Raw genomic sequence first — 13,205 nt, 5'->3', positions numbered from 1 at the left:
GGTGTCCCGTGGCACGATCAGCACCGGACGGAATTCCGCTCGGGTAAGTTCCCCGGGATGTACGGGAAGCTGCGGGAAGTCCGGGGAGAGGGTCGCTCGTGTTCTGGTTCTTGCTGATCGCGATGGTCGTGGTCATCGCGGCGGTCACGCTCGTCGTGGTCGGCGGCAGTGACACCGCGGCACTGCCGGAGGTCGCGCCGGAGCAACTGGTCGACCCGCTGCCCCCCGGCCGCCCCGTCGGCCGTGCCGATGTGGACGCCCTCCGGCTCCCGGTCGGCATGCGGGGCTACCGGATGGCGGACGTGGACGAGGTGCTCGGCCGTCTCGGCGCCGAGCTCGCGGAGCGGGACGCTCGCATCGCCGAGCTCGAGTCGGCCCTGGCCGGGGCGCAGGCGACCGCCGACGGCCGTGCGGACCTGTTCACCAAGCCCGGAGAGGAGTCCGGCCGATGACCGTCGCGACCGGTTCCGCCATGCCGGGCCCGGACGGCAGGCTGCGCTGCCCCTGGGGCCTGTCCACCGAGGACTACGTCGCCTACCACGACGACGAGTGGGGCCGCCCGGTGCACGGCGACGACGCCCTGTTCGAACGGCTCTGCCTCGAGGCGTTCCAGTCCGGGTTGTCGTGGATCACGATCCTGCGCCGCAGGGAAGGGTTCCGGAGCGCTTTCGACGGCTTCCGGATCGCCTCGGTGGCCAAGTTCACCGACGCCGACGAGGAGCGCCTCCTCGCCGACTCCGGCATCATCCGCAACCGCGCCAAGATCCGGGCGACCCTCGCCAACGCGCGGGTGCTCGCCGGCTGGTCCGCAGGTGAACTGGACGCTCTGATCTGGTCGTACGCACCCGACGGCGCGGAGCGCCCCGTGCCGCGCACCGTCGCCGACGTGGCGGCCGTCACCGACGAGTCCACCGCACTGGCCAAGGCGCTCAAGAAACGCGGACTGCGTTTCGTGGGCCCGACCACGGCGTATGCCCTGATGCAGGCGTGCGGACTCGTCGACGACCACCTCGCCGACTGCGTCTCCCGTGGCGGCGGCGCGGGTTAGCGCCCCAGGTACGTCGGGGTCTCCTTGGCCAGGAACGCCTGCACCGCGATCGCGTGGTCCTCGGAGGCGCCGGCCTTCGTCTGGAGCTCCTCCTCCTTGTCCAGCGCCTCGCTCAGCGAACGGTCCGCGCCGTGGGCCATCGACTCCTTCAGCGCCGCGTAGGCGACCGTCGGCCCGTCGGCCAGCGCGCGGGCCACGGCGGCGGCCTCGGCCGCCAGCTCCGACGCGGGGACGAGCCTGTTCGCGATGCCCCACTCGTACGCCTCCTGCGCGGAGAACGAGCGCGGGAACAGCAGCAGGTCCGCGGCACGGCTCTGCCCGATCAGACGCGGCAGCGTCCACGACACCCCGGAGTCGGCGGTGAGCGCCACACCCGCGAACGACGTCGTGAACTTGGCCGTGTCGGCGACGACGCGGTAGTCCGCGGCAAGCGCGAAACCGAGACCGGCGCCCGCGGCCACGCCGTTGACCCCGGCGACGACCGGCTTCCGCATCCCCGTCAGGGCGCGGACGATGGGGTTGTAGTGCTCCCGTACGGTGCTCATCGTCTCGCCGCTGCCCGACTCGCGGTCGGCGGCGAGCAGCGACACGTGCTCCTTGAGGTCCTGGCCCACGCAGAACGCCTTGGCGCCGGTCGCGGTGAGCAGCACGGCGCGCACGGCCGGGTCGGCGGCCGCTGCCTGAGCCGCGTCCCGGAGGGCGATCTTGGCCTCGACGTTCATCGCGTTCATGGCCTCGGGCCGGTTGATCGTGATCGTCGCGAGTCCGTCGTTCACGTCGTACAGCACGGAGTCGGCCATGGCGGGTCCCCTTAGTGGTTCTGCGTGGTTCTGACGGCAGTGTCGAGGCCAGCATGACGGAGATCATCGGGCCTGGACATGTGACCTGCGTCAAACAATCTTCGGGTTGTGCCCGCTCGGCGGGGGCGAAGTATCGCAGGCACATCGCCGAATTGGGTGGTTTTGAGAGAGCGCGTTGCGCAAGCGATGCGGACTGATGTTGGTCTTTGGGTCCCGCCATGCGGGATAATGGCCTGGAAGCAATGTGTTCGATGCCGGTGACACAGCACCACTCACGGGGCCGCCGGCTGCGATGAGCTGGTTTCAGGAAGGGGAACGAGCATGGCGGCCATGAAGCCGCGGACGGGCGACGGCCCGCTCGAGGTGACAAAGGAGGGGCGGGGCATCGTCATGCGCGTTCCGCTCGAAGGCGGCGGTCGTCTTGTCGTCGAACTGACTCCGGACGAAGCCGATGCACTCGGCGACGCCCTGAAGAAGGTCGTCGGCTGACGCGCCCTGAATTTCCACCGCCCCCGGCACATGCGTGCCGGGGGCGGTGTGCGTTCCGGGGGACGTGCGCTCGAGCGGCGTGAGGCGCGCGCGGCGCGGCCGGAGCGGTCAGGGGCGGTCAGGGGCGGCGGACGGCGCAGAGGAGGCCGTCGCCCACCGGGAGCAGCGTCGGCAGGAGCTCCTGGCTCTCGCGGACCGCCCGCAGCAGCTCACGCACCCGCAGCACCTCCGCGGGCTGCGCCGCCGAGTCGACCGTACGGCCGTCCGCGAAGACACCCTCGAAACAGACGAGCCCGCCGGGGCGCAGCAGGCGCAACGATTCAGCGAGATAGTCCAGCGACTCGGTGCGGTCACCGTCGCAGAAGACGAGGTCGTAGCCGCCGTCCGCGAGGCGCGGCAGGACGTCGAGTGCCCGGCCGGGGATGAAGCGTGCCCGGTTCCCGGCGAAGCCGGCCGCACGGAACGCCTCCCTGGCGAACTGCTGGCGCTCCGGCTCCTGGTCCACCGTCGTCAGCACGCCGTCGGGGCGCATGCCGTGCAGCAGGTAGATCCCGGACACTCCCGTCCCGGTGCCGATCTCCGCGACCGCCTTCGCGTCCGCCGTGGCCGCCAGCAGCCGCAGTGCCGCGCCGGTGCCCGGGGACACCGAGGGCAGCCCTGAGTCGCGGGCCCGTTCCCGGGCCCAGCGCAGAGCGTCGTCCTCGGCGACAAAGGCGTCGGCGAACGCCCAGCTCGTCTGCTGGTTGGCGGTTATGACCCTCTCCCGTCCCCGTAGGTGGCGCGACGCTGACTGTATCCGCTGCGCCCGGGAACCCGCAGATGGGACCGTGCGTTGTTCGGGGCAGAAGGAAGCGCGTGGGACAGGGCCTGATGCCGGACCCAAATCCACGTAAAGATTCTTATCCGGAGCTAACGGGCGAGGTGGCTATGGTAGGGGCTCCGCTGGACACCACCAGAGCCGACAGGGGAGGTGCGGCTGCACCTGCGGATCGTGGAGGAGTGCTCAGGCGTCTCCTCAGATCGGTGGGTGAGCCGAAATCCGTGACCAACACCGCTGACCGTTCCGTGACCTCCGACTCCGTCACCACCGCGACCTTCGCATCGGATGCGGAATCGCAGGCGTGGACTCCTCCCACATGGGAGGAGATCGTCAGCACGCACAGCGCACGGGTCTATCGCCTCGCATACCGTCTGACCGGTAACCAGCACGACGCGGAGGACCTCACCCAGGAGGTCTTCGTCCGCGTTTTCCGTTCCCTGTCGACATACACGCCCGGCACCTTCGAGGGCTGGCTGCACAGGATCACCACGAACCTCTTCCTGGACATGGTCCGCCGCAAGCAGCGGATCCGCTTCGACGCCCTCGGCGACGACGCGGCCGAGCGTCTGCCCAGCCGCGAGCCGTCCCCGCAGCAGGTCTTCAACGACAGCCACTTCGACGCCGATGTTCAGCACGCGCTGGACACTCTCGCGCCCGAATTCCGTGCCGCCGTCGTCCTGTGCGACATCGAGGGCCTGTCGTACGAGGAGATCGCCGCGACCCTCGGCGTGAAGCTCGGCACGGTCCGCAGCCGGATCCACCGCGGCCGTTCCCACCTGCGCAAGGCGCTGCAGCACCGTTCCCCGGAAGCGCGGGCGGAGCAGCAGCGTTCGCTGGCCGGTGTCGTCGGCCTGGCGGGGGAGGGCGGACCGGCGTGAGCGGCACAGGTCCGACCCCTGCGGAACAGCATCTGGGGGATCGTCTCGCCGCGCTCGTGGACGGTGAGCTGGAGCACGACGCCAGGGACCGCGTCCTCGCCCACCTGGCGACCTGTCCCAGGTGCAAGGCCGAGGCAGACGCCCAGCGCCGCCTCAAGAAGGTCTTCGCCCAGGCCGCGCCGCCGCCGCTCTCGGAAGGGCTGCTCGCGCGGCTCCAAGGGCTGCCCGCGGGCCCCGGCGCGGTCGCCGGTGACGACGACGATCCCGGCCCCTTCGGCGGCGGACGCACGACCGGCGGGGTTTTCGGAGCTCTGAACCCGTCCGCGGGAAGACCGCGCGACCCTCGCGCGGAGACGTTCGGCTACGTCCCCGGGGGAGCCCACGCGGCCGTTCTGCCCGGTGGCGGGAGCGGCTTCCGGATCCACGAGGTCGGCCGTACGGAGGCTGAACGCTCGCCGTGGCGCGGCAGACGGTTCGCCTTCGCGGCGGCCAGCGCGGTGTCCTTCGCCGCGATCGCCCTCGGCGGCGCGGTCCCCCTGGACGTGTCGTCCGAGTCCGGTTCGCGCGGTCAGAGCGGCGGGAACAAGGTGACCCCGCTGCGCACGGCGACCCCGACCGCGGCGACCAACGGCAGCGGCACGGGCTCCGGAGGCGGCGCCACATCGGTCCGCGGCAACGAGAGCGACCGCCGGCGATCCGGCGGCGCGCAGACCAGGCCGGGTACCGGCCCGGTCGTCGCCGCCGTGCCCGGTGAGCCGGCCGGCGAGGTGCTGAACCGCTCCTTCGGGGTGTCGCCGCTGACTCACGCCTCCTCGACGATGCCGCTGATACGGCCGACGGGATCGATCTCCCCGCTCTCCGCCGCCCCGGCGGCGGTCGGCCCGGCGGTCACACCCGTGCCCAGGCATCTGGCGGCTCCGACGCAGGCCGCGCTGCCGCTGTCGACGTCGCGCTGACCCGGACGGCACCCGGTCCGTGACGCCTGCGTGACGGGTACCTGCCCAGGGCACTGCGCCCGGATTCGCAAACCTGGTTGAATCTCAGCGGGCGTCCGCTGGTGGCGCCGCAGAGGCCGGCAGTTTGCGGGGAGAGCATGGACGACGGGAAGCCCACCGGGGCCAAGGCGAAGTGGTGGAGCCGCCCCGGCACGGCCCGCGGGGGCAGCTCCGAGCAGGAGGCTCCCGCACCGGCCGGGGCATCCTCGGACCCGGAGGCGTCGCCGGCACCGGCACTGCCCGGCGGGCTCACGGACGGCGGGCTCACGGACAGCGGGCTCACGGACGAGACGGCGGAGCAGTCGGCCGTGGCGGTCCCGGAGCCGGTGGACGCCACGGTTGCCGGAGGTGCCCCGATGCCCGCCGCACCTGCCGAGCCTGCCGCACCCGCTGCGTCGGCCGCACCCGCCGCGTCGGTCGCACTCGACGCGTCCGCCGCACCCGCCAGGCCCAAGCCGCTGCACGAGCCCGATGCCTACAGCACGCCGCCGTACGGTGGGCCGGGCCCGTGGGCACCCGCTCCTCCCGTGCAGCGCCCGGTGCCGACGCCGGCCCACGGCACGCCGCTGCCGCCGCAGTACGTACCACCGGCCGGCACCGAGGCCGGCGGCCACGGACAACCGCACGCGCAGCCCCAGCCGCACCCGCCGACGCACCCCCTCCCGCAGCCCCTGGCGACCCCGCCGGCCGCGCTGCCCGCCCCCGTGCCGCCCCAGGAGCGTCCGCAGCCCCTCTCCTCGGTGTGGCTCCAGTACGACCCCTGGAGCGCGCCCGGACAGCAGCCGTTCTCCAGCCCCGGTGAGCCGGCCGCGCCCCGCAGGCGCCGCCGCGGCCTGCTGCTGATCGGAGCCCTCGTGCTCGCGCTCGTCTCGGGCGCCACCGGCGGCGCCATAGGCGCCTACGTCGAACGCAACGGCGGCATGACCCGGATCGAGCTTCCGCAGGCCGGCCGCGAGAGCCTGGACCGCGCGCCCGACAGCGTCGCGGGCATCGCCGCCAGCGCCCTGCCGGGCGTCGTGACCCTGCACGTCAGCGGCGCCGAGGAACAGGGCACCGGCACCGGCTTCGTACTCGACGACCAGGGCCACATCCTGACCAACAACCATGTGGTCGACCCGGCCGGCACGTCGGGGGACATCTCCATCACCTTCAGCGGAGGCGAGACGGCCAAGGCCACTCTGGTCGGCAAGGACAGCGGTTACGACCTCGCCGTCGTCAAGGTCACCGGCGTCTCCGGACTCAAGCCGCTGCCGCTGGGCAACTCCGACAACGTCCGCGTCGGCGACCCCGTCGTGGCCATCGGCGCACCGTTCGACCTCCAGAACACGGTCACCTCGGGGATCATCAGCGCCAAGGAGCGCCCGATCACCGCCGGTGGCGAGAAGGGCGACGGCAGCGACATCAGCTATGTCGACGCGCTGCAGACCGACGCCCCGATAAACCCCGGCAACTCGGGCGGCCCGCTGGTGGATGCCAAGGCCCGGGTCATCGGCATCAACAGCGCCATCCGCGCCGCGGACACCGGGGCGGGGGCCGAGGGGGGCCAGGCCGGATCCATCGGACTCGGCTTCGCGATCCCCATCAACCAGGGCAAGCGGGTCGCCGAGGAGCTGATCAGCACCGGCAAGGCCACCCATCCCGTGATCGGGGTCAGCCTCGACATGAAGTTCGCCGGCGACGGAGCGCGCGTCGGTGACAAGGGCCAGGACGACAGCCCGTCCGTCACACCGGGCGGCCCGGCCGCAAAGGCGGGTGTGAAGCCCGGCGACGTCATCACGAAGGTCGACGGCCAGCGTGTGCACAGCGGCGAGGAGCTCATCGTGAAGATCCGCGCACACCGCCCCGGGGACAGACTCGAGCTCACCCTGCGGCGCGGTGGGGACGAGCGGACGGTGGCGCTCGTCCTCGGCTCGGCGGACAGTTCATGACCATCTCGGGGCTGCCCGGACGGTACCGGCCCGACAGTTTCGCCAGGTACCGTGGATCGGGCCCGGCCCCGGGCCGGATCCACGGCCCCGGCGGGTGCGGCGTACACAGCGGGCACGGAGAACACGAGGAGCAGCAGGGTGTTCAATGACATAGGCGCACTGGAGCTGGTGGCGCTCGTGGTTCTCGCCGTGCTCATCTTCGGCCCCGACAAGCTGCCGAAGGTCATCCAGGACGCAACCCGCTTCATCCGGAAGGTCCGCGCGTTCTCCGAGAACGCGAAGGAGGACATCCGCAACGAGCTGGGGCCGGAGTTCAAGGACTTCGAGTTCGAGGATCTCAACCCGAAGACGTACCTCAGGAAGCAGCTCGCCGAGAACGAGGACCTGAAGGACTTCAAGGATCTCCGCAGCAGCTTCGATCTCCGCAAGGAGATCACCGAGGTCGCCGACGCCGTCAACGGAACGGAGCACGCCGGTGTGTCGGAGAGCTCCGTCCCCGCGGCGGTGAACGGTTCCTCCTCAGGCGGCCCCGACCTGCTCAAGAAGGGCGAGAAGCCCGCCCGCGACGAGCGTCCGCCGTTCGACGCCGACGCCACCTGAGAGCCGTCCTTCCCTGCGCGCGGCGGCGGGGTGGCTATTCTCCATCTGTCCGGCAGTGAGGACGCCCGAGGGGGGCGGGTCCGCTGCAGGTAGTGAAAGACAGAGGAGGCGGCCGTACATGTCGACGACGAGCCGGGTGACGGAGCAGCAGGAGACGGCGGGCGATTCGCCCGTCGAGAGCGGCTACAGATCCCGCACGGCGCAGGGGGACACGGCTGCCCGGCGTGCGGTGGAGGGATTCAAGAACGCCGCGTTCCCCTGGTACGGACTGGACGCCGCGTTCACCGGACCGCGCCGGCTGATGCAGGTCGGCACCGCCGCGGACGGCACGGTCCAGCACGGGGCCATCGGCCACGGCGACGAGCCGACCATACGGTCCGAGACGGCCGGCACCGACAAGGAACGTTTCGCGGTCGTGGTCACCGTTGCCAAGAGCCCCGTCAGGCGCACCGGAGACGGCACGGGAGTGCTGGACGCCACCACCGTCTCCTCTGCCGCCTGGTTGGCCGGTTCGGGGCTGCTGGCGCACACCTGGCCGGAGAAGCTCGACCACTCGCTCCGTGACGACTGGCTCGACCAGCAGACCGAGACCGCGTTCGAGCTCGCGGACGATCTGGACGGCCCGGTGTGGTCGACCCTCTCCCTGCCGGTGGACGGAGTGCCCACGCCCTTCCACTACCGCGAGTCCGAGTTCGGCTGGGTGCTGGCCGGGACGACCGGCTCCGGCGTCCACATCGGCGCGTACGGGCGCGGGATGAGCGCGTACGGCCTCGGCTTCGCAGTGGTGCCGAACCCGGCGGCGTACGCCCAGTGAGAAGCGTCGCCGCCCCGTAGTCGGCGGCGTACCCGCTATGAGGAAAGGCGCGGTCCTGCAGTCGCCGGCGCACGCCTGAGGACGAGCGGCGCCGTCCGGCGCTCGGCGGCGTACGCCCAGTGAGAAGCCTCGCCGCCCTGCAGTCGGCGGCGTACGCGCGATGAGGAAAGGCGCCGCTCTGCACGAGCGGCGCCTTCCCACGCGGGGGCAGGACCCCGTCAGAACTTGTTGCGCGGGGTGATCCCCAGCGACATCCCTGACAGGCCGCGCCGGCGGCCGCCGAGCTTGCCGGCGATCTCCCGCAGCGCCGAGCCGGCCGCGGAGTCGGGGTCGGTCAGGACGACGGGCTTGCCCTCGTCGCCGCCTTCGCGCAGGCGTACGTCGATCGGGATGGTGCCCAGCACCGGCACCGTCGCGCCGGTCGTCTTCGTCAGGCCCTCGGCGACCCGCCGGCCGCCGCCGCTCCCGAAGACGTCCACGATCTCGTCGCAGTGCGGGCACGGCATGCCCGACATGTTCTCGACGACGCCCACGATCTTCTGGTGGGTCTGCACCGCGATGGACCCGGCGCGTTCCGCCACCTCGGCCGCGGCCTGCTGCGGGGTGGTGACGACGAGGATCTCCGCGTTCGGCACGAGCTGGGCGACGGAGATGGCGATGTCGCCGGTGCCCGGCGGCAGGTCGAGCAGCAGCACGTCCAGGTCGCCCCAGTACACGTCCGCCAGGAACTGCTGCAATGCGCGGTGGAGCATCGGGCCGCGCCACACGACGGGCGTGTTGCCCGGGGTGAACATGCCGATGGAGATCACCTTCACGCCGTTCGCCGACGGCGGCATGATCATGTTCTCGACCTGGGTGGGGCGCCCGTCCGCACCCAGCATGCGCGGCACGCTGTGGCCGTAGATGTCCGCGTCCACGACGCCGACCTTGAGCCCGTCGGCCGCCATGGCCGCCGCCAGGTTGACGGTCACGGACGACTTGCCGACGCCGCCCTTGCCGGACGCGACCGCGTACACCCGCGTCAGGGAGCCCGGCTTGGCGAACGGCACCTCGCGCTCCGCCGTGGTGCCTCGCAGCGACGCGGCGAGGTCCTTGCGCTGCTCGTCGCTCATCACGTCGAGGGTGACCTCGACGTGCGAGACGCCCTCCACACGGGCGACCGCCTCGGACACGTTCCTGGTGATCGTCTCGCGCATGGGACAGCCGGAGACGGTGAGGTACACCGTGACGGCGACCGTTCCGTCGTCCCCGATGTCGACCGACTTGACCATGCCCAGTTCGGTGATCGGTCGGTTGATCTCGGGGTCGTTCACCGTCGCCAGTGCCTCAAGCACCGCGTCTTCCGTAGCCATACGGGAATGGTACGGCGCTGCCTGCCGCCTGCGGGAAGCCCGTCAGCGGTCGTCTTCGTCACTCCGGGACGTGCCCTCGTCGTTGAGCGACACCCGCTGCTCCCCGAGCTCCCTCACGAGGTCCTCGAGTTCCGAGCGGATCCAGTCCCGTGTAGCGACCTCGCCGAGGCCCATCCGCAGCGCCGCGATCTCGCGCGTCAGGTACTCGGTGTCCGCGATCGAGCGCTCGTTCTGCTTGCGGTCCTGCTCCAGGTTGACCCGGTCCCTGTCGTCCTGCCGGTTCTGCGCGAGCAGGATCAGGGGCGCCGCGTAGGAGGCCTGGAGCGACAGCGCGAAGGTCAGGAAGATGAACGGGTACTCGTCGAAACGCAGGTACGGGGGCGCGCTGACGTTCCACACCACCCACGTGATGATCGTGAGCGTCATCCAGACCAGGAACCGGCCCGTCCCCAGGAACCGGGCGATCTTCTCCGAGAGCCGCCCGAAGGCCTCCGGGTCGTACTCGGGCAGCAGACTGCGGCGTGGGGGCCTCGGCAGGTCGAGCCGCACCCGTGTCCGCGGGAGCGCGCTCGCCCCGACCGGCATACGGCCCTGCTGGTCCGACCGGTCGGGCGGCCCGTCGCCGCTACCCATGGGCGGGCTCCTCGAACTCGGTCTCGCGCCAGTCGTCCGGGAGCAGGTGGTCGAGCACGTCGTCGACGGTGACCGCGCCCAGCAGCGATCCGCTCTCGTCGACGACCGGCGCCGCCACCATGTTGTAGGCGGCGAGGTGCTGGGTGACGTCCCGCAGCGGGGTGTCCGGTGCCAGCGGCGGGAGATCGCTGTCCACGATCGCGCTGACCAGCGTGAACGGCGGGTCCCTCAGCAGCCGCTGGAAGTGGACCGTGCCCAGGTACTTGCCCGTGGGTGTCTCGTCCGGCGGGCGGCACACGTACACCTGCGCGGCGAGCGCGGGTGAGAGGTCCTGCTGGCGCACCCGGGCCAGCGCGTCGGCCACCGTGGCGTCCGGGCGCAGCACGATCGGCTCGGTCGTCATCAGGCCGCCCGCGGTGCGTTCCTCGTACGCCATCAGGCGCCGGACATCCGCCGCGTCGTCCGGCCGCATCAGCGTCAGCAGCCGCTCCTTGTCCTCCTCCGGCAGCTCGCTCAGCAGGTCGGCCGCGTCGTCCGGGTCCATGGCCTCCAGCACGTCGGCCGCCCGCTCCTCCTTGAGCTTGCCGAGGATCTCCACCTGGTCGTCGTCGGGAAGCTCCTCGAGCACGTCGGCGAGCCGGTCGTCGTCCAGCGCCGCGGCCACCTCCGCGCGCCGCTTCGGCGAGAGGTGGTGCAGGACGTTGGCCAGGTCGGCGGGGCGCAGCTGCTCGAACGTGGCGAGCAGATTCTCCGCGCCCTGCCCGTGCTCCTCGAGCGAGAAGCCGGTGACGGCGGACCACTCCAGGGTCAGCGTCTCGCCCTTGCGGCGCAGGGTCCCGCCCCGGCCCTTGCGTACGAAGACCTTGTCGATCTCCCAGTCACGGCGGGCGGGCAGCTGCTGGATCGCCACGTCGAGAACGGTGACCTCCTCGCCGCTCTCCGCCAGGCGTACCCGCCGGTCGAGCAGCTCACCCAGCACCAGCCGCTCGGTGGGGCGCTGCTCGAAGCGGCGCACGTTGAGGACACCTGTGGTGATGACCTGACCCGACTCGATGCCGGTCACCCGCGTCATGGGGAGGAAGATCCGTCTGCGGCTGATCACCTCGACCACCAGACCCAGCAGCCGGGGCGGCCGGCGGCCGACGCGCAGCATCGCCACCAGGTCGCGCACCCTGCCGACCTGGTCGCCGTTGGGGTCGAACACGGGTACGCCCGCGAGGTGCGAGACGAAGACCCGGGGGGCGCCCGCCACCATGCTCGCCCCTCTCCGCCGCCGGTCTCTTCTGCCATGAAGTGCTGCTTTTCGACGGGTTCAGGCTAGCCGGTACCGTTCCGGGCCGCTCCGGCTGTCCTCCGTACGGCTGCCTGCGTATCAGTGCACCCGACCCCGGTACGCTGCGGTCTGCCATCCCCCCAAAGATGAGAGGCAGTGCGCTTGTGACTCCCCTCCCTCCGGCCGGCCGAGTGCGCCGGGCCGCGCTCTCCGCGGTGCTGTGTGCCGGGCTGACCGTGGCACTCACGGCGTGCGGCGAGGACCCCGACGCGGGGACCAACGGGATCGGGAAGCTCTCCGCGCAGGAGATCGAGAGCAAGGCGCGAGCGGCGGCCGACGCCGCGACCTCCGTGCGGCTGTCGGGCACGCTCGTCAGCAAGGGCGGCACCTACAAGCTGAACATGCGGCTCAAGCACGACGGGGGCACCGGCTCCCTCACCTCGAAGGAGAACGCCTTCGAGCTGCTGCGGATCGGTGACTCCCTCTTCCTGAAGGCCGACGCCGGTTTCTGGAGCCACGCCGACGGCGAGGGGAAGGACGAACCCGGCCCGTCGGACCTCGAGGCCGCGCAGAAACTGGCGGACAAGTACGTGAAGGTCCCCCAGGGCGATCCGTCGTACAAGCAGTTCCGCGGTTTCACCGACATGGACGTGCTGCTCGACGGGCTGCTCGGGATGCAGGGCGAGCTCAGCAAGGGCGACCGGACACGGGTCGGCGGCGTACGCACCATCAAGGTCACCGCGGGCGAGAAGGGCCAGGGCGGCATCCTCGACGTGTCGTTGGAGGGCAAGCCCTACCCGCTGCAGTTCACGCGGGCCGGAGGCGCGGGAGTGCTCACCCTGGGGGACTGGGACAAGGACTTCGCACTGGCCGAGCCGGCGAAGGGGGAGACGGTCGACTACGGGAAGCAGCTCCCGAAGACGTCCGAGCAGAGCTCCTGACGGTCCCGGCCCCGGTCCCGCTACGGGGCCCGTGGGCCCGGTCCCACCGCTCCGAACGGGGTACGGGGTACGGGGTGCCGGGCCGGAGCCGGTGAACGTGCCTCAGTCGCGCCGCTTGCGGCGCTTGAACAGCAGCTTCGGCAACGCCGCCGGTGCGGGCCGCCTTGTCGTCGCGGCCGTCGGCAGTGGTGCCGCCGCCAGTGAGTCGCCGGAGAACTCGGTCACGGCGTCACGCGGCTCGAGCCGCAGGACCCGGCACTCCCGAGCCCAGCGCTCCGTCATCCGCTCCGCGTCCGGCGCGTTCAGCCGCTTGCCCTTGAGCTCGCCGACAGCCGCCTCCCACTCGTCGGAGTGCGGGGCGAGCTCGCTCACCCGGGCCGGCCAGGCCACCAGCCGACCACCCTTGTCCTTGCTGCGGACGGTGACCTCCGCGTCCCCGCCGTCCACGAGTCCCGGCAGCGGCTGCTCGCCCGGCCCGTCACCGACGACGTGCGCCGCGCCCTCGTGCCACACGTGCCACAGCGCGCGCGCCGGGCCGTCGCCCCGTACCCAGACGAGGCCCGACTTCTTGGTGGCCTCCTCGACGAGCGCCCGGCCGAGCAGATGCGATGTCATGCCCGCAGCCTATCGACCG

Annotated in this window: 14 protein-coding genes and 1 pseudogene; 9 read left to right on the top strand and 6 right to left on the bottom strand. The window is 71.7% G+C overall.

The features are described from left to right. Positions 1 to 98: 98 nt before the first annotated feature. Together ACFYV1_RS11905 and ACFYV1_RS11900 are read left to right on the top strand one after the other, a co-directional pair. Positions 99 to 452 (top strand): DivIVA domain-containing protein, encoded by a 354-nt coding sequence (locus tag ACFYV1_RS11905; RefSeq protein ID WP_389395325.1) that lies wholly within the window; start codon positions 99 to 101, stop codon positions 450 to 452. After that, complete coding sequence (locus ACFYV1_RS11900) at positions 449 to 1,048, top strand: DNA-3-methyladenine glycosylase I (protein ID WP_389395324.1); 600 nt, start codon at positions 449 to 451, stop codon at positions 1,046 to 1,048. The genes ACFYV1_RS11905 and ACFYV1_RS11900 overlap by 4 nt, the downstream gene beginning before the upstream one ends. On the opposite strand, the gene ACFYV1_RS11895 is transcribed toward ACFYV1_RS11900, so the two are convergent. Next, on the bottom strand, positions 1,045 to 1,848 hold the full coding sequence (locus ACFYV1_RS11895; RefSeq protein WP_389395323.1) for an enoyl-CoA hydratase/isomerase family protein: 804 nt from the start codon (positions 1,846 to 1,848) through the stop codon (positions 1,045 to 1,047). The genes ACFYV1_RS11900 and ACFYV1_RS11895 overlap by 4 nt on opposite strands. A gap of 321 nt (positions 1,849 to 2,169) precedes the next feature. Here ACFYV1_RS11895 and ACFYV1_RS11890 point away from each other — a divergent pair, with 321 nt between their 5' ends. Further along, positions 2,170 to 2,337, top strand: coding sequence for a DUF3117 domain-containing protein (locus tag ACFYV1_RS11890; protein WP_003966491.1), 168 nt, complete (start codon positions 2,170 to 2,172; stop codon positions 2,335 to 2,337). Between the two features lie 118 nt (positions 2,338 to 2,455). On the opposite strand, the pseudogene ACFYV1_RS11885 reads toward ACFYV1_RS11890, so the two are convergent. Then, positions 2,456 to 3,158 (bottom strand): annotated as a pseudogene (locus ACFYV1_RS11885) (O-methyltransferase). A gap of 106 nt (positions 3,159 to 3,264) precedes the next feature. On the opposite strand from ACFYV1_RS11885, the gene sigE reads away from it, so the two are divergent. From sigE to ACFYV1_RS11860, 5 genes are all read left to right on the top strand, one after another. Continuing rightward, a complete protein-coding gene (gene sigE / locus ACFYV1_RS11880; RefSeq protein ID WP_389395867.1) occupies positions 3,265 to 4,035 on the top strand; it encodes an RNA polymerase sigma factor SigE in 771 nt (256 codons plus the stop codon). Next, positions 4,032 to 4,991: an anti-sigma factor family protein gene (locus tag ACFYV1_RS11875; RefSeq protein WP_389395322.1), complete on the top strand. Its 960-nt coding sequence runs from the start codon at positions 4,032 to 4,034 to the stop codon at positions 4,989 to 4,991. Before sigE ends, ACFYV1_RS11875 begins: the two co-directional genes overlap by 4 nt. 137 nt (positions 4,992 to 5,128) lie before the next feature. Further along, entirely contained in the window at positions 5,129 to 6,958 is a 1,830-nt protein-coding gene (locus ACFYV1_RS11870) for a S1C family serine protease (protein ID WP_389395321.1), read from the top strand. 138 nt (positions 6,959 to 7,096) lie between these two features. Beyond that, positions 7,097 to 7,558, top strand: coding sequence for a sec-independent translocase (locus tag ACFYV1_RS11865; RefSeq protein WP_389395320.1), 462 nt, complete (start codon positions 7,097 to 7,099; stop codon positions 7,556 to 7,558). Positions 7,559 to 7,676: 118 nt separating this feature from the next. Further along, the gene (locus tag ACFYV1_RS11860; RefSeq protein ID WP_389395319.1) at positions 7,677 to 8,372 is read left to right on the top strand and encodes a hypothetical protein; all 696 of its coding nucleotides are present in this window, start codon (positions 7,677 to 7,679) and stop codon (positions 8,370 to 8,372) included. Between the two features lie 218 nt (positions 8,373 to 8,590). On the opposite strand, the gene ACFYV1_RS11855 is transcribed toward ACFYV1_RS11860, so the two are convergent. Genes ACFYV1_RS11855 through ACFYV1_RS11845 form a run of 3 tightly spaced genes read right to left on the bottom strand, consistent with a single transcriptional unit; the run spans position 8,591 to position 11,612 of the window. Continuing rightward, the gene (locus ACFYV1_RS11855) at positions 8,591 to 9,724 is read right to left on the bottom strand and encodes an Mrp/NBP35 family ATP-binding protein (protein ID WP_389395318.1); all 1,134 of its coding nucleotides are present in this window, start codon (positions 9,722 to 9,724) and stop codon (positions 8,591 to 8,593) included. Between the two features lie 42 nt (positions 9,725 to 9,766). After that, positions 9,767 to 10,357, bottom strand: a complete 591-nt coding sequence (locus ACFYV1_RS11850; RefSeq protein ID WP_389395317.1) for a DUF1003 domain-containing protein — start codon at positions 10,355 to 10,357, stop codon at positions 9,767 to 9,769. Beyond that, positions 10,350 to 11,612, bottom strand: a complete 1,263-nt coding sequence (locus ACFYV1_RS11845) for a magnesium transporter MgtE N-terminal domain-containing protein (protein WP_389395316.1) — start codon at positions 11,610 to 11,612, stop codon at positions 10,350 to 10,352. The genes ACFYV1_RS11850 and ACFYV1_RS11845 overlap by 8 nt, the downstream gene beginning before the upstream one ends. 182 nt (positions 11,613 to 11,794) lie before the next feature. On the opposite strand from ACFYV1_RS11845, the gene ACFYV1_RS11840 reads away from it, so the two are divergent. Further along, positions 11,795 to 12,571 (top strand): hypothetical protein, encoded by a 777-nt coding sequence (locus tag ACFYV1_RS11840; RefSeq protein ID WP_389395315.1) that lies wholly within the window; start codon positions 11,795 to 11,797, stop codon positions 12,569 to 12,571. 102 nt (positions 12,572 to 12,673) lie between these two features. Here ACFYV1_RS11840 and ACFYV1_RS11835 read toward each other — a convergent pair whose 3' ends face one another. Further along, entirely contained in the window at positions 12,674 to 13,186 is a 513-nt protein-coding gene (locus ACFYV1_RS11835; protein WP_389395314.1) for a hypothetical protein, read from the bottom strand. Positions 13,187 to 13,205: the final 19 nt, after the last annotated feature.

The organism is Streptomyces sp. NPDC003023, assembly GCF_042888225.1.
GTDB lineage: Bacteria > Actinomycetota > Actinomycetes > Streptomycetales > Streptomycetaceae > Streptomyces.
Note: the sequence above shows the minus strand (reverse complement) of the source record. Positions and strands in the feature narration are given on the sequence as shown.

Coding starts and splice junctions, on each gene's coding strand:
- ACFYV1_RS11900 (WP_389395324.1), top strand. CDS start 449: ATGACCGTCGCGACCGGTTCCGCCATGCCGGGCCCGGACGGCAGGCTG.
- ACFYV1_RS11895 (WP_389395323.1), bottom strand. CDS start 1,848: ATGGCCGACTCCGTGCTGTACGACGTGAACGACGGACTCGCGACGATC.
- ACFYV1_RS11890 (WP_003966491.1), top strand. CDS start 2,170: ATGGCGGCCATGAAGCCGCGGACGGGCGACGGCCCGCTCGAGGTGACA.
- sigE (WP_389395867.1), top strand. CDS start 3,265: ATGGTAGGGGCTCCGCTGGACACCACCAGAGCCGACAGGGGAGGTGCG.
- ACFYV1_RS11870 (WP_389395321.1), top strand. CDS start 5,129: ATGGACGACGGGAAGCCCACCGGGGCCAAGGCGAAGTGGTGGAGCCGC.
- ACFYV1_RS11860 (WP_389395319.1), top strand. CDS start 7,677: ATGTCGACGACGAGCCGGGTGACGGAGCAGCAGGAGACGGCGGGCGAT.
- ACFYV1_RS11855 (WP_389395318.1), bottom strand. CDS start 9,724: ATGGCTACGGAAGACGCGGTGCTTGAGGCACTGGCGACGGTGAACGAC.
- ACFYV1_RS11850 (WP_389395317.1), bottom strand. CDS start 10,357: ATGGGTAGCGGCGACGGGCCGCCCGACCGGTCGGACCAGCAGGGCCGT.
- ACFYV1_RS11845 (WP_389395316.1), bottom strand. CDS start 11,612: ATGGTGGCGGGCGCCCCCCGGGTCTTCGTCTCGCACCTCGCGGGCGTA.
- ACFYV1_RS11835 (WP_389395314.1), bottom strand. CDS start 13,186: ATGACATCGCATCTGCTCGGCCGGGCGCTCGTCGAGGAGGCCACCAAG.